This is a genomic window from Nocardia sp. NPDC003482 (assembly GCF_053588115.1).
The window spans coordinates 334,179-350,395 of record NZ_JBSFPI010000004.1; the positions used below are offsets into that span (position 1 = coordinate 334,179).

Sequence of the window (16,217 nt, forward strand, 5' to 3'; positions counted from 1 at the left end):
GTCGTGTCACAACAGCACGCACGAGAACGCGGCACACCGTGCAGCGCGAGGAGCACCAGTGTCACTCGATCAGCCACTCGCCCCGCTTCCCCAGGAGGGCATGGGCTTTGCCTCGGCGTGGCCCGTCCGGGCTGGTGATGTGGATCCCTACAACCGGCTGCGGTTCGACGCCGTGGCCCGTTATCTCCAGGACATCGCGGAAGAGGAGTTGCACGCCGGATTCTTCCATCGCACCGATCCGCAGTGGATCGTGCGCCGGACGGTCATCGACGTGGTACGGCCGGTGCTGTGGCCGGACCGGGTCGAACTGCGGCGATGGTGCTCGGCGATGTCGACCCGCTGGACGAATATGCGGGTCCGGATCACCAGCGCGAACGGCGGTCTCATCGAGACCGAGGGATTCTGGATCAATATCAACGAGATGACCGATCGGCCCACCCGGATCAGCGACGAGGGGCTGGCGCATCTGGCCCGCACCGCGACCGAGCACCGGCTGCGGTGGCGGCCCTGGCTGACCGACCCGACGCCGCCGGAGTCCGACACCGATCTGCCGTTCCCCGTGCGCGCCACCGACATCGACCAGTTCAACCACGTCAACAACGCCGCCTACTGGCAGGGCGTGGAGCACTACCTGGTCGACTTCCCGAAGCTGGTGGCCGGGCCGCACCGCGCGGTGATCGAGTACATCGCGCCGGTGCTGGCCCGCGAGCACATCAGCGTGCGCAGCCGGTACGAGCCCGGCGATCGCACCGGGCACCCCCTCTTACGCCTGTGGTTCGTGGTGGCGGGCACCACGACCACGGCCGTGCGGATCGGGCCGTTGCCGAGCTGATCCCGGCAACGGCCCGGACGCGCTACGGCCGCGCGGCCTTGAGCAGATCCTCGCGCGAGGTGAACTTGACGCGCGGACGCCCACCGGACTTACCCGCCGACCGCTCGGCGGTATCGATGGCCTTCCAGCCCTCCCGGCCGACCAGGTCCGGTTGCCGTTGTCCCAGAAGGGTTTTCAGCGCGGCGCGGTCGCCCGACGGGGTGGCGAGGTGGCCCGAGGTGAAGTCGACCAGCAGGTGGTCGACAGTCTGCGCGGCGTCGACGCGGTTGGAGCCGATCACCCCGCGCGCCCCGCGCTTGATCCAGCCCGCGACGTAGACCCCGGTCAGCGGTTCGCCGTCGGCGAGCACCCGGCCGCCCTCGTTCGGGATGATCCCGGCGCGCTCGTCGAACGGCAGATCCGGAACCGGTTCGCCGCGATAGCCGATCGAGCGCAGCACCAGCGAGGCCGGAATGGTCTCGGTCCGGTCGGTGGTGCGGGCCACCAGCGTCCCGTCCTCGTCGGCCAGTTCGTTGTGCGCGAACTCGAGCGCCTCGACCCGGCCGTCGCCGGTGACCGCGGTGGGCGAAGCGAGGTAGCGGAAGACGATGCGCTTGTTCGCCGGATCCGGCGTCTTCGCCGCGTACTCCTGGGCCAGCTTGTACTTCAGCACCAGCGACGGTTCGGCGTCGGGATCGTCGAGCAGCGCCCGGCTGTGCGGATCGAGTTCCAGCTCGGCGGGATCGATGACGACGTCGACGCCCTTCAGGTAGCCCAGCGCGAGGAACTCCGACGAGGTGTAGGCGGCCTGCACCGGACCGCGCCGACCCAGCACCACGACCTCGCGAATGTTGCTCTGCCGCAAGGCGTCCAGGGCATGATCGGCGATATCGGTCTTGGCCAGCTCGTCGGGACTCAGGGTGAGCACGCGGGCCACGTCCAGGGCGACGTTGCCGTTGCCGACGATCACCGCCCGCTCGCCGGACAGGTCGAAGGTGCGCTCGGCGAAATCGGGATGGCCGTTGTACCAGGCCACGAACTCGGTCGCGGAATGGCTGCCCGGCAGCTCCTCGCCCGGCACGCCGAGGCGGCGATCGGTGGAGGCGCCCACCGCGTAGATCACCGCGTGGTGATGGGCCAGCAGCTCCTCGTGCGAGATGTGCTGTCCCACTTCGACATTCAGGTGGTATTGCAGCGTGTCGCGGCGGAAGGCGCTGTCGAACATGTTCGACACCGTCTTGGTGCCCGGATGATCCGGGGCCACCCCGGCGCGCACCAGCCCCCACGGGGTGGGCAGGCGGTCGAACATCTCGACCTCCACGTCGGCGCGCCGCAGCAGTTCGTCGGCGGCGTAGCAGGCGGCCGGGCCCGCGCCCACGATCGCCACCCGCAGCGTGCCCAGTTCCTTGGGCGGGCGCGCGGGGGTCACCAGCGGATCGAAGTTCGACTCGAGCGGATGCCGCTCGAAGTACCCGGCGTTGATCTCCCGGAACCGCGCGAGCGACGCGGTCAGATCGTCCTCGGAGAAGATGGCCTCCACCGGGCACGCGTCCACGCAGGCACCGCAGTCGATACAGGTATCGGGGTCGATGTAGAGCTGCTCGGTCGTCGCGAACTCGGGTTGCTCGGGAGTGGGACGAATGCAATCGACCGGGCACTCGGGTACGCAGCTGGCGTCGTTGCAACAGCGCTGCGTGATCACGTAGGCCATATCTCGCAGATCCTCGAAACATCTCGGTGGTACCCAAACCCGGTGGGCCAGGGCATGCCTCACAGCCATTTACGCACGGCGGCTGCTGTGACGCCACATTCAGTGTGCCTCGAGAGTGAGCTACATCTCCGCACGGCTGCCCGGTCCGGGGCCTGAGCGGGCTTACGGTGGTGCTCATGGCCCGGACCCTGATCTTGATGCGGCACGGCAAATCCGGTTATCCGCCGGGCGTCGCCGATCACGAACGACCGCTGGCGCCGCGCGGCGTCCGCGAGGCGGGACTGGCCGGGGACTGGCTGCGGGCGACCCAGCCACCGATCGACGCCGTGCGCTGTTCGACCGCCGTGCGCACCCGCGAGACGCTCGCCGCCACCGGTATCGAGGCGCCGGTGATCTTCGAACCGGCGATCTACGAGGCGGTGCCGCGCACGCTCATCGAACTGGTCCGGCTCACCGAGCCCGAGGTGGCCACGCTGCTGGTGATCGGGCACGCGCCCGGAATGCCGCAGACCGCTTGGGAATTGGCGGCCGATCGGGACTCCGACGCGGCGACCGAACTCAGCCGCAAGTTCCCCACCTCCGCGCTGGCGGTGCTGGAATTCGATCGGCCGTGGGCGGACGTGGACACCGGAACGGGTGAACTGACCCGATTCCACGTCCCGCGCTAGCGGATCAGCCGGCCCCGGACCACCACGACCGCGCCGAGCAGGACCAGCACGATCAGGGCGACGAACCAGTTGGTCAGCCAGCAGACCACGCCGAGCACGGCCAGGACCGGCAGCGCCGCGATGAGGGCGATGACGGGACTCTCGCGGACCGTCTCGAGGGCCGAACGCGCCCGGATCCGGTCGATCTCTTTTGCCATGCGTCAAGCGTAGGCCGGTCCGCGCCGACTTGCTCGGAGTCGACTCCAGGTGGGTACCGTGAGAGGGATTCGCGTGGAAGGTGGAGGCGATGAGCACCGTGACAACCGAACAGCCCGTCGACGACGGCTACGAACTGCCGCGCTACTCGATCGGCGAGGCCGCCGAGCGGTCCGGCCTGTCGCGCGACACGCTGCGCTGGTACGAGCGGATCGGCCTGATGAACTACGTCGGCCGCGACGCCTCGGGCAAGCGCCGGTTCAGCGAGCGGGACCTGAACTGGCTGGACCTGATCGGCAAGCTGCGCTGCACCGGCATGTCGGTGGCCGACATGCTGCACTACGCGGAACTGGTCCGCGCCGGGGACGCCACGACGCCGCAGCGGCTCGAGATGTTCCGCAAGACGCGCGCCGAGGTGCTCTCCCGCATCGCGGAACTCGAGCAGACGCTCGGCGCGCTCGACCACAAGATCGCCATCTACGAGGCGAGAACCGTTGTCACCCGGTAACACTCGACACCGCCGAAAGTCAATGCTCGATGCGTAATTTCGACGCCTGGGCTCGTGGCGTCGTCGCGCTAGTGGGATACTCCATGGGTGCAGGGGCCCGACCATTCCGAGACGGATCGAGAGACGCCGACCGCCGAGCCGAGTCCGGTCGTCGGGAGTTTCCGGTTCTATTTCGTCGGTCAGCGCTGGGAGTGGTCCGACGAGGTCGCCCGGATGCACGGCTACGAACCGGGGACGGTCGTGCCGACCACCGAACTGCTGCTCGCGCACAAACATCCCGACGATCGCGCGCACGTTCAGGATCTGCTCGACTACGCGCTGCACTCGGGTGAGTCCTTCTCCAGCCGCCACCGGTTCATCGACACCCGCGGCGGCCTGCACAACGTGATCGTGGTGGCGGACCGCATGTTCGGCGAGTCGGGCGCGGTGATCGGCACCTCGGGCTACTACATCGACGTCACCGACACCCTGGCCGAGGAGCGGCAGGAGGTCCTGGACGAGACGCTGCCCGAACTGTTCGAGTCGCGGGCGGTGATCGAGCAGGCCAAGGGCGTGCTGATGCGCATCTACCGGATCAACGCCGATCAGGCGTTCCGAATCCTGCGCTGGCGGTCCCAGGAGACCAACGTCAAGCTGCGCACGCTGGCCGCCCGGCTGATCGAGGAACTCGATCAGCTGCCGCCCTCGCCGCCCGCGGTGCAGAGCCGATTCGATCATCTGCTGCTGACCGTGCACGAGCGGATTCGGCCCGAGCCCACCCCGGACGAGCAGGTGCGACCGACGTCGGCGGCGCGGCGGCCGTAATCTCTAGTACGGCAGCGAACGGATCGAAGAACCAAGGCGGACTCAGGTGAGACGTTTGACGGTCGACCACGAGGTCGGTGTGGACGCGGTGATCGTGCGCGCCGCCGGCGACGTGGACATCAGCACCGTCGGGGTACTGGCCGAACAGCTGACCGAGGGGTTGCGGCTGGCGGCCGCCCACACCCGCCGACTACTCGTGCTCGATCTCCAGGAGGTCACCTACTTCGGCAGCGCCGGGCTCAACGCCGCGCTGGAATGTCACGTGCAGGGCCGCGAGACGGGCGTCACGGTCCGGCTGGTGGCCGACCACGCGCGCGTGCTGCGGCCGTTGCAGGTGACCAATCTCGACAGTGTGCTCGCGGTCTACCCGACCCTCGAGAAGGCGCTGCTGCCCGAGGATTCCGAGCACCGGCCGTGACCGGCGCGGCGGCGGGGCGCGACGCATCGGCGATCCCCGCCGATCTGGCCTCCGCGCTCGCACTGGGCGGGGAGATGGGCCGCCGCCTCGCCGAATTCGATTGGGCCACACACCCGTTGGGGCCGCTGCATACCTGGCCCGCGGCGGTGCGGTCGATCATCGCGACGGCGCTGACCTCCCGGTTCCCCATCGTGCTGTGGCTCGGCGCGGAGTCGCTGTACCAGTTCTACAACGACGCCTATCTGCCGATCGCCGGGGACAAGCATCCCGAGGCGCTGGGCCGGCCCGCGCGCGAGGTCTGGTACGACGTCTGGGATTCCATCGAACCGTTGATCGCGAGCGTGCTGCGCACCGGCGAGGCCACCTGGTCCGACGATCTGATGCTGCCGTTGCAGACCGGCGGGCGCGCCGAGGAGCGGTACTTCACCTTCAGCTACAGCCCGTTGTTCGGCACGGACGGCGGCGTCGACGGCATCTTCTGCGCGGTGCGCGAGACCACCCAGCAGGTGCTCAGCGAACGCCGCCTGCACGCGCTGAACGCGGTGGCCGCCGCGGTGCTGGAGACCCGCACGATCGACGACGCGGTCCGGGCCGCGGTGTTCGCGTGCGCCAAACAACCCGCGGATGTGCCGTTCCTGGCCGTCTACGCGCAGGACGCCGAGACGGGTGAGCCGCGCCTGCGCGGGGTGACCCCCGAGGTCGCCGACGCCGCCCCGGCGGCGCTGACGGCGCTCGTCGCCTCCGATCCCGCCGGGTGGTCGCGGACCCGCGCCGAGATGGTCGAGCTGGGTCCCGAACTGACGGGCACCGGCGGCGACGCGCTCGAACAGGCCTTGGTGCTCTCCCTGGGCGACGGGCCGGTGCGCGGAGCGGTGGTGCTGGGCCTGAATCCGCGTCGGCCGCTGGACGATCAGTACCGCGCCTTCTGCCGCCTGCTCACCGATCAGCTCGCCTCGGCCTTCGCGGCCACGGTGTCCTACGAGCAGCAGCGGCAGCGCGCCGACGCGCTCGCCGAGATCGACCGGTCGAAGACGACCTTCCTCACCAATGTCAGCCACGAGTTCCGCACCCCGCTCACGCTGTTGCTGGGACCGCTCGACGACGCGCTCGCCGAGGCCGACGATCCGGTGCTGGCCGATCGGCTGACCACCGCGCGCCGCAACGCGGGCCGGTTGCTGCGGCTGGTCGACTCGCTGCTGGGCTTCGCCCGGGTGGAGGCCGGGCGCGCGACCGCCGATCCGGTGACCGTCGACGTGGGCGCGCTCACCGCGCAACTCGCGGAATCGTTCACCGAACTGTGCCGGCGGGCCGGGCTGGAACTGGTCATCGACTGCGAGCCGGTGACGGCGGAGATCGACACCGCGATGTGGGAGACCGTGGTGCTGAACCTGCTGTCCAACGCGGTCAAGTTCACCTTCACCGGATCGATCGAGGTGCGGGTGCGGGCGGAACCGGACGGCAGCCGAATCACCGTGCGCGACACCGGAACCGGCATCTCCCGCGCCGACCTGGCCCGGCTGTTCGAACGGTTCTACCGGGCCGGGAACGCGCGCGGGCGCAGCGTCGAGGGCAGCGGCATCGGCCTGTCGCTGGCGCGCGGGCTGGTCGAGTTGCAGGGCGGGACCATCGAGGTCGACAGCGAACTCGGGCAGGGGACCACGGTGACCGTCCGGCTGCCCGCGGCCGCGAACCCCGCGCTCGCCGAACCCCCCGCGATCGATTCCGACAATCCCTACGTCACCGAGGCCGGGCAGTGGCTGAGCGATCTCGACACCGCGCCCCACCCGGACGACGACGGCCGCGAACTGGTCCTGATCGCCGACGACAACGCCGACATGCGCCGCCACCTGGATCGCGTGCTGTCCGGCCGGTGGCGCACGCTGCTGGTGGCCGACGGGGAGTCGGCGCTGCGGGCGGTCCGCGAACACCGGCCCGATGTGATCGTCGCCGACGTGATGATGCCCGGCATGGACGGTTTCCAATTGATCCGGGCCGTGCGCGCGGATCCGCGCACCGCCGCGACCCCGGTGCTCCTGCTCTCGGCGCGGGCGGGGGCGGAGGCGGCCACCGACGGTTTCGCCCACGGCGCCGACGACTACCTGCCCAAGCCGTTCGGCTCGCGGGAGCTGATCGACCGGGTCGCGGCCCGGCTCGCGGCCGCGGCCCGGGAGAGCGCGCGGCGCCGCCACCGCGACGCCGATGTGCTGCGCACGACCGCGCTGGCCCAGCTCGACGCCGCGTTGCAGGCCACCGACACCGCGAGCGAGATCCTCGCGACGCTGCTCGAGTCGAGCATCGGGGTGGCCGAGGCCGAGGGGCTGGGCATCGCGACGCTCGAGGCCGAAACCGAGCGTGTCCGAATCGAATACGCCGGTGCCCTGCCCACCGAACTGCGCGACCGCTATCACGTGCTCGATCCGGACGCGCCGATGCCGGTCGCCGACGTGGTGCGCACCGGGCACTCGATGGTCGTGCCCGACACGCTGACCCTGGACGGCCGCTACCGGAACTTCGCCCGGGACGTGGCCGAGCACGTGCGCGCGCTCGCGGTGTACCCGCTGCGCGACGACGCCAGCCGGATCTTCGGGGCCCTCGTGCTGTTCTGGTCGCGCCCGCATCCGTTCGCCGCGACCGAACTCGACGTGCTCGCGCGCACCGCGGAGATGACCGAATCGGCGCTGGCCCGGCTGCGGGTGCTGCAACGCGAGCACCGCATCGCCGTGGACTTCCAGGAGCATCTGCTCGATCTGGACCATCGGTCGACCGACGCGGTGGTGTCGGGGGTCTATCAGCCCGCCGGTGAGGCGATGCGGGTGGGCGGCGACTGGTATCTGGTCTCGCCGCTGGAACAGCCCGGGCGCCTGGGCATTTCGGTCGGCGACGTGGTCGGGCACGGGCTGTCGGCCGCGATCGTGATGAGCCGCCTGCGCGCGGCCCTGGCGGCGGTGGCGCTGACCGCCGACGATTCCGCCGCGGTGCTCGACACCCTGGACCGGTACGCGGCGACGGTCTCGGGGGCCCGGTGCGCGACCGTCGCCTACGCGGTGCTCGACGCCACCCGCGGCACCCTCGACTACACCTGCGCCGGACACCCCTATCCCCTATTGGTCACCCCGGACGGCACCGCGCGCTATCTCACCGCGGGCCGTCGCCCGCCCGTCGCGGCGTGGGCGGGGCGCTGGGTGGAACATCCTGGGCACGAACAACTTCCACCCGGCAGCCTGGTGCTGCTCTACACCGACGGCCTGATCGAGCGGCACGACGAGACGCTCGACGACGGCTTCGAGCGGCTGCGCGCGACCGTCGCCGACTGCGCCCGGCTGCCGGTGGGCGAGTTCTGCGACGAACTGGTCCGCCGGATGGCCCCGCCCGGCGGCTACACCGACGACGTCGCGCTGCTGGCCGTGCGGCCCACCCACATCGGCCCGAACAGCCTGACCACCGTCGTGCCCGCCACGCCCGCGCACCTGCCCGCGCTGCGAGATCGCTTGCGGCAGTGGCTGATCGGGCTCGGCATCGCACCGCAGCGCCGCCACGACATCCTGTTGGCCGTCGGCGAGGCGGTCACCAACGCGATCGAACACGGGGCCCGGCTGCACCCGCGCGACACCGTCGCGGTGGAGCTGTTCCGGCACGACGGGCGACTGACGGCGACGGTGAGCGACACCGGCCGCTGGTTCCGGGATTCCTCGGCCAGCCATCGCACCGCCCGGGGCGGGCGGGGCCTGCGGCTCATCAACGGGCTGGCCGAGCGCGTCGACACCGTCCGCACGGCGCGGGGCACTCGTATCACCCTGCGGTTCGACCTTTCGGCCGCAGCCGCACCCGACCCAGGGAACGGAGCCACACCATGACACGGGCCGCGTTCGAACTGCACACCGCCGGATTGACCGGGGCCCCACCCTCCGTCGCGGTGACCGGCGAGGTCGATGTCACCAACGCCGACGATTTCGCCGAATCCGTGGCGACGCTGCCGGGCGCGCGACCGCTGCTGCTGGAACTGAGCAACCTCGACTACCTCGACAGCGCGGGCTTCGCGGCCCTGGACCGGTTACTGGCCGACGAGGCCGTGGTCCTGGTGCTCGCGCCCGGCAGTCCCATCCACCGCGCCGCCGCACTGGTCGAGCTGCCGTTCCACGGCGACGCCGCCGCGGCCGCGCGCACGCTGTCCTGACCGCTCCCGCTAGCCCAGCTGGATCGAGCGCTTGGCCAGGCCGTGCCAGAAGCCGTCGATCACGCTGCGGCGCACCGAGAGATCGGCCTCGCCCGCGCCGAGCGCGACGAACAGCGGGGCGAAGTGCTCGGTGCGCGGATGCGCGCGGCCGGCGGCGGGCGCGGTGTGCCGGAAGTTCAGCAGCGCGTCGACATCCCCGGCGGCGACGGCCCGCGCACCCCAGTCGTCGAATTCCCGCGACCAGCCCGGGGCCTCGTCCGCCGCGGCGTCGCGGCGCATCTCGCTCAGATTGTGGGTGAAGAAGCCGCTGCCGATGATCAGCACACCCTCCTCGCGCAGCGGCGCGAGCCGACGGCCGAGATCGTAGAGGCCCACCGGATCCAGGGTGGGCATGGACAGTTGCAGCACGGGGACGTCGGCCGCGGGATACATCTCCACCAGCGGCACGTACGCGCCGTGATCGAGGCCGCGCTCGGGCGCCTCGTGCACGTTCGGGCCGAGCAGCGCGCGCACCTTCGCCGCCAGTTCCGGTGCGCCGGGCGCGGGATAGCGGACGGCGTAGTAGTGCTCCGGGAAGCCCCAGAAGTCGTAGGTCAGCGGCACCGTGGTGGTGGCGCCGAGGGTGACCGGGGCGTCCTCCCAGTGCGCCGAGACCACGAGAACGGCCGTGGGCCTGGGCAATTCGGCCGACCAGTCGGCCAGTTGGCCCGGCCAGACCGGATCGTCGGCCAGCGGCGGCGCGCCGTGGCTCAGGTAGACGACCGGCATCCGTTCCCGAATCGCGCTGTGCGACATGATGTTTCCTCGTTCATCCGATCAGACGTATGGTGTGCCCGGTGTGCTCGGCCTTGGCGCGCAGATACCGCAGATTCGAGGCGGAGGCGTGCACCCCGGTGGGGACCGTGGCCCGCACCTCGATGCCGTGCGCGCGCAACTGCCGCGGCTTGTCCGGATTGTTGGTGAGCAGATCGACCGTGCCGACGCCCAGCGCGCTCAGCATCTGCGCCGCGGCGCGGTAGTCGCGGCCGTCCTCGGGCAGGCCCAGGGCGGCATTGGCCTGATAGGTGTCCAGGCCCCGATCCTGGAGGGCGTAGGCGTCGAGCTTGTTGTACAGCCCGATGTCGCGGCCCTCCTGCCGCAGATACAGCAGCACGCCGCCGACCTCGCCGATGCGCCCGGCGGCCTCGCGCAGTTGCGCGCCGCAGTCGCAGCGCGCCGACCCGAACACGTCCCCGGTCAGGCATTCCGAATGCAGCCGGACCAGCGGCGTTCCCGTCGGCTCCCCGAGCAGCAGCGCGAGATGTTCGCGGCCGTCGGCGAGCCCGTCGAAGGTGACCGCCTCCGCGTCCGTCGAGTAGCCGTCACCGAAGGTGAGCGGGATGCGCACGCGGGTGCGGACCGTTGCCGTAACTGTCATGGCTGCTCCGAGGTCGGGGACGCTTCGTTCAAATTTGAACGGATGGCGTCCGGACGATATTCCATCGGGAACAACCGGCGGTAACCTCGGCCCATGAGCGTTCCGCGCTGGCTGAGCGAAACCGAGCGCCGCGCGTGGCTGGCCTTCCTCGCGGCCGCGGGCCTGCTCGATCGGCGCCTCGACCAGCAGTTGGAACGCGACGCCGGGCTCTCGCACCTGCAATACGCGATCCTGGTCGAACTCGTCGCCGCGCCCGAGCACCGGCTGCGGATGAGCGATCTGGCCGCGACCCTGCTCGCGTCCAAGAGCAAGCTCACCTATCAGATCGATCGGCTCGAACACGCCGGTCTGGTGCGGCGGCATTCGTGCGCCACCGATATGCGCGCGGTCTACGCGGTGCTCACCGAGGCCGGGCAGCGCGCGCTGGAACGGGCCGCGCCCGGCCACGTGGCGACCGTGCGGGAATTGTTCATCGATGTGCTGACCCCCGAACAGATCTCGGCCCTCGCCGACGGATTGGGCGAGGTCGTGCGGCGGCTGCGCGACGAGCACTGAACGGATCCCGCCGCCCGGTTACGATGCCACCGCATATTGTCGGGTGATCAGGTATCGGAGAACTGAACCAATGACCGAGCAGGCCGTCTCAGCAGCCGTCGTCCGCAACGACGCGCAGCACCGCTACGAGGTGTGGTACGGCGACAAGCTGGCCGGATTCGCCGAGTACCGCGAACGCGACGACGACATCGCGTTCATCCACACCGAGGTCGACTCCGAATTCGGCGGTAAGGGTCTGGGCGGCGTCCTCGCCCGCAACGCGATCGACGACGCGGTGCGGCGCGGGAAGCCCATCGTGGCGCGCTGCGCGTTCATCAAGGGCTGGCTGGACAAGCATCCGGAATACGATGAACACGTGGTCGGCAAGGGCATCCAGCGATGAGCGACCTCGAGGTCGCACCGGACGCGGCGGTCTGCCGGGCCGCCGCGCCGCCGGGCCCGCGCGCGGAGTTCTACCCCGCGCGCGAGGTGCCGCTGGGCGGGGTGCGCGGCGTCACCGTGAAACGCGTACTGCCGCAACGTGATCTGCCGACCGTGGGCGCGTGGTGCTTCCTCGATCTGTTCGGTTCCACCGCGCCCCGCACCGAACTGCCCCCGAACATCGATCCGCATCCGCACATCGGGTTGCAGACGGTCACCTGGCCGTTCGAGGGACGGATCCGCCACCGCGACAGCGTCGGCTCCGATGTGGAGATCGAACCGGGCCAGCTCAACCTGATGACCTCCGGGCGCGGCATCGCGCATTCGGAGTACACCGTGCCGGGCGCGCCCGCGGGCCGGGGCCTCCAGTTCTGGATCACGCTGCCCGACGACCGGCGCGACATCGAACCGCATTTCGAACAGCATCGCGACCTGCCCGAGCTGACCTCGCCGGGCCTGCGCGCCCGGGTGCTGCTCGGCACGCTGGCCGGGGTGAGTTCCCCGGCCGTGACCTACACCCCGCTCGTCGGCGCGGATCTCACCGTCGCGGCCGGGGCGGACGAAACCCTGCCGCTGACAACGGAATTCGAGTACGCGGTGCTGGTCGTCGACGGTGAGCTGACCGTCGCGGACACCCCCGTCACCCCGGGCCCGCTGCTGTACCTGGGCAGCGGCCGGGAGACGCTGCGGCTGCGCAGCGCGGGCGGCGCGCACGCGGTGCTGCTCGGCGGCGAGCCGTTCGCCGAGGATCTGGTCATGTGGTGGAATTTCGTCGGGCGCGCCCACGACGAGATCGACGCCGCGCGCACCGCGTGGGAAACCCACGACACCAGCCGGTTCGGCGATATCGCCGGGCACACCCCCGCCCAGCGCATCCCCGCCCCGCCGTTGCCGAATCTGCGGCTGACCCCGCGCCGCCGCCGCGTCGGCGGGCCGCACCTATAGCTCGGCGGAGGTCTCCGTCGAATCCAGCAGCGACTGGGTGCCGATGACGCGCAGCAGATCCAGTTTGTCCTGCGCGTCGCCGCCCGGACGCGGGTAGAGGACCAGCACGCTCTGGGTGGCGTTGGGCGTGATCAGGGTCTCGCACACCAGATCCAGCAGGCCGACCTTCGGGTGCTCGATGCGCTTGGTCTTCGAGATCCCCACGGCCACTTCGTGTTCGGTCCACAGCCGCTCGAATTCCGGACTGGCCGAACGCAATCGGCTGACGAGCTCGGTCACGTCGGCGTCGCCCGCGCGCCGGGCGGCGGTGGCGCGCAACGCCGCGACGTGCTGGCGGGTCATGCGGGCGCGATCCTCCTCGGGAATGGCCGACTCCTCGCGCGGATGGGTGAACCAGCGCCACAGCAGATACCGATCCAGCCCGGTGTAGCGGGTGGCGTCGCCGGAGACCAGGACGTGCATCCGGTTCTGCGCCAGCACCTCGCCCAGATCCGAGACCACGCACGCCGGGGTGTCGTCGAGCTTGTGCAGCAGATAGAGCAACCCCGGGCTGACGTGCCGGTCCCCGCCGCCGCGGGTGGGCGCGGGGTGGCCGCACAGGTGGAACAGGTGGTCGCGCTCGTCGTCGGTGAACCGCAGCGCCCGCGCCAGCGAACTCAGCACCTGGACGGACGGATTCGGGCCGCGGGCCTGTTCGAGGCGGGTGTAGTAGTCGGTCGACATGCCCGCGAGCAGGGCCACCTCGTCGCGCCGCAGACCGGGCGTCCGCCGCCGCGCGCCCGGCGGCAGACCCACGTCCGAGGGCTGCAACTGCTCGCGGCGGCGGCGCAGGAAGTCGGCGAGTTCGGGGCGGTCCATAGCTCCACTGTGCCCGGCGCCGCCGGCCCGAACCAGGGATCGCCGGTCCCCCGATCGGCGGTCTCTGCCGGGTCCCCGGATCGGCGGGCAGGATTCCCGGTATGACGAACATCGAGAAAGTACGGCTCGGCACGACCGGACCCGAGGTGAGCCGCATCGCCCTGGGCGCGATGGGGATGTCGGGCAGCTACGGGCCCTCCGACGAGACCGAGTCCGTCGCGACGATCCACGCCGTCCTGGATTCGGGCGCGAACCTGATCGATACCGGAGATTTCTACGGTCATGGCCACAACGAGATGCTCATCCGCCGCGCGCTGGCCGATCGCAAGCGCGAGGACTACCTGCTCAGCGTCAAGTTCGGCGGCCTGCGCGCGCCCGACGGCGAATTCGTGGGCTTCGACTGCCGACCCGCGGCCGTGCGCAACTTCCTCGCGTACTCCCTGCAACGGCTGGGCGTCGACCACATCGACATCTACCGCCCGGCCCGCCTGGACCCGACCGTGCCGATCGAGGACACCGTCGGCGCGATCGCGGACATGGTCGAGGCGGGGTACGTGCGCCACATCGGCCTGTCCGAGGTCGGCGCGGAGACGCTGCGCCGGGCCGCGGCCGTGCATCCCATCGTCGATCTGCAGATCGAGTACGCGCTCGTCACCCGCGGCATCGAGCGGGAGATCCTGCCGACCGCGCGCGAACTGGGCATCGGCGTCACCGCCTACGGGGTGCTCTCACGCGGTCTGCTGAGCGATTCGATCCGCGCCGGACAAGCCTTCGCGCCCACCGACTTCCGCGCGCACAGCCCGCGCTTCCAGGGCGAGAACCTGACCGCGAATCTGCGGCTGGTCGAGGAGCTGGGCGAGATCGCCGCCGCGCACGGGGTGAGCGTGGCCCAGCTGGCGATCGCCTGGGTCCTCTCCCGCGGCGACGACATCGTGCCCGTCGTCGGGGCGCGCCGGCCCGAGCGCTGGGCCGAGGCCGTGGCGGCGCTCGACATCCGGCTCTCGCCGGAGGATCTGGCGCGGATCGAGGCGGCGGTCCCGGCCGATCGGGTGGCCGGGGACCGGTACGCCGCACCGCAGATGGCCATGCTCGACAGCGAACGCTGAGGCCCGCGTCCGCTTTCCGCCACCGACCCCAGCAACACTTCTGCTCACGCCGCGCACCCGGTAGGTTCTTCCGAAAACACGCGGGGGCCGAAGTGAGAGAAGCGCGATGAGGATCACGAGAATGGTTGCGGCGGCGGCGCTCTGCGCGAGCGTGGTGGTGGGTTCCGCGGGCGTCGCGGCGGCCGCGCCGGAACCGGAGAACCGGCCCGCGCTCGCGGTGCGCGGGGACGACCGCGGCGTCGGCTACGAGGTCGCGCTCAGCGACGACAGCCGCTCGGCGGTCGGCACGCTCACCGCGGGCCGGTTCCTGGCCACCTGGGACGCGGAAACCGTTGCGGTGACCGATGATTCGGGCCACCTGCTGGCGAATCTGCCGCTGCGCTTCGATCTCGCGGGCACGCGGGTCGAACTCGCGCCCGTGATCGACGAGGCGGGACGGCGGCTGACCCTCACCCCCGTGGGGGAGAGCGCGGGCCCGCTGCGCGAGATCGACGCCCAGCAGCGGTTGTTCGACATCGTGCAGCCGCACCTGGCGGCGGTGGGCACCGGCGCCGCGATCGGCGCGGCCCTCGGATTCGTGATCGGATTCCCGTTGGGGCTGTTCGTCCTCGACTTCATCACGGTGCCGATCACCACCGTGCTCGGCGGCGCGCTCGGGGCCGTCGCCGGGCTCTACGCCTCCGGCGGCCAGCCCGCCGTCGACGCCGCGACCGCGGCCCTCACCGAGATGGTCACCGGCGCGGGCGAATCACCGCGGTGAATTCGGCCGCGGCGACGCGCTTTCCGTCGCCGTCGGTGATGTCCACCGGGACGAGCAGTTCGATCGGCGTGCGGGCCCGGATCTCGGCCCGCATCCGATCCACCTGTGCCGCACCGAGATCCGAGGTCGCCGCGAACGGCCCCGCGGAACCCTTGGCGCGCGCGAGATAGTCGATCCGGCCGTCGCGCGCCACGATGAAGGTCTCCCCCATCAGATCCACGATCCCGGAGACCGCCGCGCCCATGGCCGCCGTCTCGGCGAGGCCGAACAGCATGGCGGCGTGCAGATCCCCATTGTGATTGAGGTGTTCCGAGGTCGGGGCCATCGTCACCACACTGCGCCCCGGCCCGTACCCCGCGCCCTCGATCCCCGCGAAGCGGATGAAGCCCAGCTTCTTGAAACCGGCCATCACCAGCTCACCCAGCGCCGCCGCGTCGGTCATTCGCCGCTCCCGTCCGAATTGAAACCTGTTCCAGTTTTTCATACCGGGTCGGCGCGGCGTTGTCCATGGTGAGCGGGATCCGGGAAATTCGGGCGGGATTCTGAAACGATCTCTAGTCAGAGCTTTCCGATTCTGACTAAGCTACGTTTCACTGCGCCGTAGCCGCAGCCCGAACCGGGTCCCCGACCCCCGAAGCCCCAGGAACACAGCATGCTCGCACTGATCGCCCTCATCGACTCCAACTCCGCCGGCACGGTGAACAGCACCAGCGTCTTCACCAACATCATGAACCTGTTCGTCTCCGGCTCTTCGGGCTCGACGACCCAGGGCGGCGGCATCTTCCACTGACCCCCGGCGCCCTCCCCCGATTTCGATGGAACCGCGGGGCGTTACGCTGCGTCCTACTGTTCGAGACCGAAATGTCC

19 protein-coding genes are annotated in these 16,217 nt (G+C 70.6%); 13 read left to right on the forward strand and 6 right to left on the reverse strand.

The window, feature by feature from the left end; all coding sequences use genetic code 11:
- Positions 1–58: 58 nt before the first annotated feature.
- Entirely contained in the window at positions 59–832 is a 774-nt protein-coding gene (locus tag ACWDSJ_RS08630; RefSeq protein ID WP_387359645.1) for an acyl-[acyl-carrier-protein] thioesterase, read from the forward strand.
- A gap of 22 nt (positions 833–854) precedes the next feature.
- On the opposite strand, the gene ACWDSJ_RS08635 is transcribed toward ACWDSJ_RS08630, so the two are convergent.
- On the reverse strand, positions 855–2,522 hold the full coding sequence (locus ACWDSJ_RS08635) for an FAD-dependent oxidoreductase (RefSeq protein ID WP_450030312.1): 1,668 nt from the start codon (positions 2,520–2,522) through the stop codon (positions 855–857).
- A 176-nt stretch (positions 2,523–2,698) separates the two neighbouring features.
- On the opposite strand from ACWDSJ_RS08635, the gene ACWDSJ_RS08640 reads away from it, so the two are divergent.
- Positions 2,699–3,190, forward strand: a complete 492-nt coding sequence (locus ACWDSJ_RS08640; protein ID WP_450030314.1) for a SixA phosphatase family protein — start codon at positions 2,699–2,701, stop codon at positions 3,188–3,190.
- Here the strand turns inward: ACWDSJ_RS08640 and ACWDSJ_RS08645 are convergent.
- Positions 3,187–3,387, reverse strand: a complete 201-nt coding sequence (locus ACWDSJ_RS08645; protein WP_450030316.1) for a hypothetical protein — start codon at positions 3,385–3,387, stop codon at positions 3,187–3,189. The two genes, ACWDSJ_RS08640 and ACWDSJ_RS08645, sit on opposite strands and share 4 nt — an antisense overlap.
- Before the next feature lie 89 nt (positions 3,388–3,476).
- Here ACWDSJ_RS08645 and ACWDSJ_RS08650 point away from each other — a divergent pair, with 89 nt between their 5' ends.
- From ACWDSJ_RS08650 to ACWDSJ_RS08670, 5 genes are all read left to right on the forward strand, one after another.
- Complete coding sequence (locus ACWDSJ_RS08650) at positions 3,477–3,893, forward strand: MerR family transcriptional regulator (protein WP_450030318.1); 417 nt, start codon at positions 3,477–3,479, stop codon at positions 3,891–3,893.
- A gap of 87 nt (positions 3,894–3,980) precedes the next feature.
- Complete coding sequence (locus ACWDSJ_RS08655; protein ID WP_450030320.1) at positions 3,981–4,697, forward strand: PAS and ANTAR domain-containing protein; 717 nt, start codon at positions 3,981–3,983, stop codon at positions 4,695–4,697.
- 46 nt (positions 4,698–4,743) lie between these two features.
- Positions 4,744–5,115, forward strand: coding sequence for an STAS domain-containing protein (locus ACWDSJ_RS08660; protein ID WP_387359633.1), 372 nt, complete (start codon positions 4,744–4,746; stop codon positions 5,113–5,115).
- Complete coding sequence (locus ACWDSJ_RS08665; protein ID WP_450030322.1) at positions 5,112–8,969, forward strand: SpoIIE family protein phosphatase; 3,858 nt, start codon at positions 5,112–5,114, stop codon at positions 8,967–8,969. Before ACWDSJ_RS08660 ends, ACWDSJ_RS08665 begins: the two co-directional genes overlap by 4 nt.
- Positions 8,966–9,289: an STAS domain-containing protein gene (locus ACWDSJ_RS08670; RefSeq protein ID WP_387359629.1), complete on the forward strand. Its 324-nt coding sequence runs from the start codon at positions 8,966–8,968 to the stop codon at positions 9,287–9,289. The genes ACWDSJ_RS08665 and ACWDSJ_RS08670 overlap by 4 nt, the downstream gene beginning before the upstream one ends.
- A gap of 9 nt (positions 9,290–9,298) precedes the next feature.
- Here ACWDSJ_RS08670 and ACWDSJ_RS08675 read toward each other — a convergent pair whose 3' ends face one another.
- Positions 9,299–10,084, reverse strand: a complete 786-nt coding sequence (locus ACWDSJ_RS08675) for a dioxygenase family protein (protein ID WP_450030324.1) — start codon at positions 10,082–10,084, stop codon at positions 9,299–9,301.
- Between the two features lie 13 nt (positions 10,085–10,097).
- Entirely contained in the window at positions 10,098–10,706 is a 609-nt protein-coding gene (locus ACWDSJ_RS08680) for a GTP cyclohydrolase II (RefSeq protein WP_450030326.1), read from the reverse strand.
- A 93-nt stretch (positions 10,707–10,799) separates the two neighbouring features.
- Between ACWDSJ_RS08680 and ACWDSJ_RS08685 the strand changes: the two genes are divergently transcribed.
- The 3 genes from ACWDSJ_RS08685 to ACWDSJ_RS08695 all read left to right on the forward strand — a co-directional run bounded on the left by ACWDSJ_RS08685 (position 10,800) and on the right by ACWDSJ_RS08695 (position 12,626).
- Complete coding sequence (locus ACWDSJ_RS08685) at positions 10,800–11,261, forward strand: MarR family winged helix-turn-helix transcriptional regulator (protein ID WP_387359622.1); 462 nt, start codon at positions 10,800–10,802, stop codon at positions 11,259–11,261.
- 70 nt (positions 11,262–11,331) lie between these two features.
- Positions 11,332–11,643, forward strand: a complete 312-nt coding sequence (locus ACWDSJ_RS08690; protein ID WP_387359620.1) for a GNAT family N-acetyltransferase — start codon at positions 11,332–11,334, stop codon at positions 11,641–11,643.
- Positions 11,640–12,626 (forward strand): pirin family protein, encoded by a 987-nt coding sequence (locus tag ACWDSJ_RS08695; RefSeq protein WP_450030329.1) that lies wholly within the window; start codon positions 11,640–11,642, stop codon positions 12,624–12,626. The genes ACWDSJ_RS08690 and ACWDSJ_RS08695 overlap by 4 nt, the downstream gene beginning before the upstream one ends.
- On the opposite strand, the gene ACWDSJ_RS08700 is transcribed toward ACWDSJ_RS08695, so the two are convergent.
- Positions 12,621–13,484: a helix-turn-helix transcriptional regulator gene (locus ACWDSJ_RS08700; protein ID WP_450030331.1), complete on the reverse strand. Its 864-nt coding sequence runs from the start codon at positions 13,482–13,484 to the stop codon at positions 12,621–12,623. The two genes, ACWDSJ_RS08695 and ACWDSJ_RS08700, sit on opposite strands and share 6 nt — an antisense overlap.
- A gap of 101 nt (positions 13,485–13,585) precedes the next feature.
- Here ACWDSJ_RS08700 and ACWDSJ_RS08705 point away from each other — a divergent pair, with 101 nt between their 5' ends.
- Both ACWDSJ_RS08705 and ACWDSJ_RS08710 read left to right on the forward strand, forming a co-directional pair.
- Complete coding sequence (locus ACWDSJ_RS08705; protein ID WP_450030333.1) at positions 13,586–14,590, forward strand: aldo/keto reductase; 1,005 nt, start codon at positions 13,586–13,588, stop codon at positions 14,588–14,590.
- A 106-nt stretch (positions 14,591–14,696) separates the two neighbouring features.
- Positions 14,697–15,350: a hypothetical protein gene (locus ACWDSJ_RS08710; protein WP_450030335.1), complete on the forward strand. Its 654-nt coding sequence runs from the start codon at positions 14,697–14,699 to the stop codon at positions 15,348–15,350.
- On the opposite strand, the gene ACWDSJ_RS08715 is transcribed toward ACWDSJ_RS08710, so the two are convergent.
- Positions 15,322–15,792 (reverse strand): PaaI family thioesterase, encoded by a 471-nt coding sequence (locus ACWDSJ_RS08715; protein WP_450030337.1) that lies wholly within the window; start codon positions 15,790–15,792, stop codon positions 15,322–15,324. The two genes, ACWDSJ_RS08710 and ACWDSJ_RS08715, sit on opposite strands and share 29 nt — an antisense overlap.
- Before the next feature lie 210 nt (positions 15,793–16,002).
- Between ACWDSJ_RS08715 and ACWDSJ_RS08720 the strand changes: the two genes are divergently transcribed.
- Positions 16,003–16,140 (forward strand): hypothetical protein, encoded by a 138-nt coding sequence (locus ACWDSJ_RS08720; protein ID WP_387359605.1) that lies wholly within the window; start codon positions 16,003–16,005, stop codon positions 16,138–16,140.
- Positions 16,141–16,217: the final 77 nt, after the last annotated feature.

Coding starts and splice junctions, on each gene's coding strand:
- ACWDSJ_RS08635 (WP_450030312.1), bottom strand. CDS start 2,522: ATGGCCTACGTGATCACGCAGCGCTGTTGCAACGACGCCAGCTGCGTA.
- ACWDSJ_RS08640 (WP_450030314.1), top strand. CDS start 2,699: ATGGCCCGGACCCTGATCTTGATGCGGCACGGCAAATCCGGTTATCCG.
- ACWDSJ_RS08645 (WP_450030316.1), bottom strand. CDS start 3,387: ATGGCAAAAGAGATCGACCGGATCCGGGCGCGTTCGGCCCTCGAGACG.
- ACWDSJ_RS08650 (WP_450030318.1), top strand. CDS start 3,477: ATGAGCACCGTGACAACCGAACAGCCCGTCGACGACGGCTACGAACTG.
- ACWDSJ_RS08670 (WP_387359629.1), top strand. CDS start 8,966: ATGACACGGGCCGCGTTCGAACTGCACACCGCCGGATTGACCGGGGCC.
- ACWDSJ_RS08675 (WP_450030324.1), bottom strand. CDS start 10,084: ATGTCGCACAGCGCGATTCGGGAACGGATGCCGGTCGTCTACCTGAGC.
- ACWDSJ_RS08680 (WP_450030326.1), bottom strand. CDS start 10,706: ATGACAGTTACGGCAACGGTCCGCACCCGCGTGCGCATCCCGCTCACC.
- ACWDSJ_RS08685 (WP_387359622.1), top strand. CDS start 10,800: ATGAGCGTTCCGCGCTGGCTGAGCGAAACCGAGCGCCGCGCGTGGCTG.
- ACWDSJ_RS08690 (WP_387359620.1), top strand. CDS start 11,332: ATGACCGAGCAGGCCGTCTCAGCAGCCGTCGTCCGCAACGACGCGCAG.
- ACWDSJ_RS08695 (WP_450030329.1), top strand. CDS start 11,640: ATGAGCGACCTCGAGGTCGCACCGGACGCGGCGGTCTGCCGGGCCGCC.
- ACWDSJ_RS08700 (WP_450030331.1), bottom strand. CDS start 13,484: ATGGACCGCCCCGAACTCGCCGACTTCCTGCGCCGCCGCCGCGAGCAG.
- ACWDSJ_RS08705 (WP_450030333.1), top strand. CDS start 13,586: ATGACGAACATCGAGAAAGTACGGCTCGGCACGACCGGACCCGAGGTG.
- ACWDSJ_RS08710 (WP_450030335.1), top strand. CDS start 14,697: ATGAGGATCACGAGAATGGTTGCGGCGGCGGCGCTCTGCGCGAGCGTG.
- ACWDSJ_RS08715 (WP_450030337.1), bottom strand. CDS start 15,792: ATGACCGACGCGGCGGCGCTGGGTGAGCTGGTGATGGCCGGTTTCAAG.
- ACWDSJ_RS08720 (WP_387359605.1), top strand. CDS start 16,003: ATGCTCGCACTGATCGCCCTCATCGACTCCAACTCCGCCGGCACGGTG.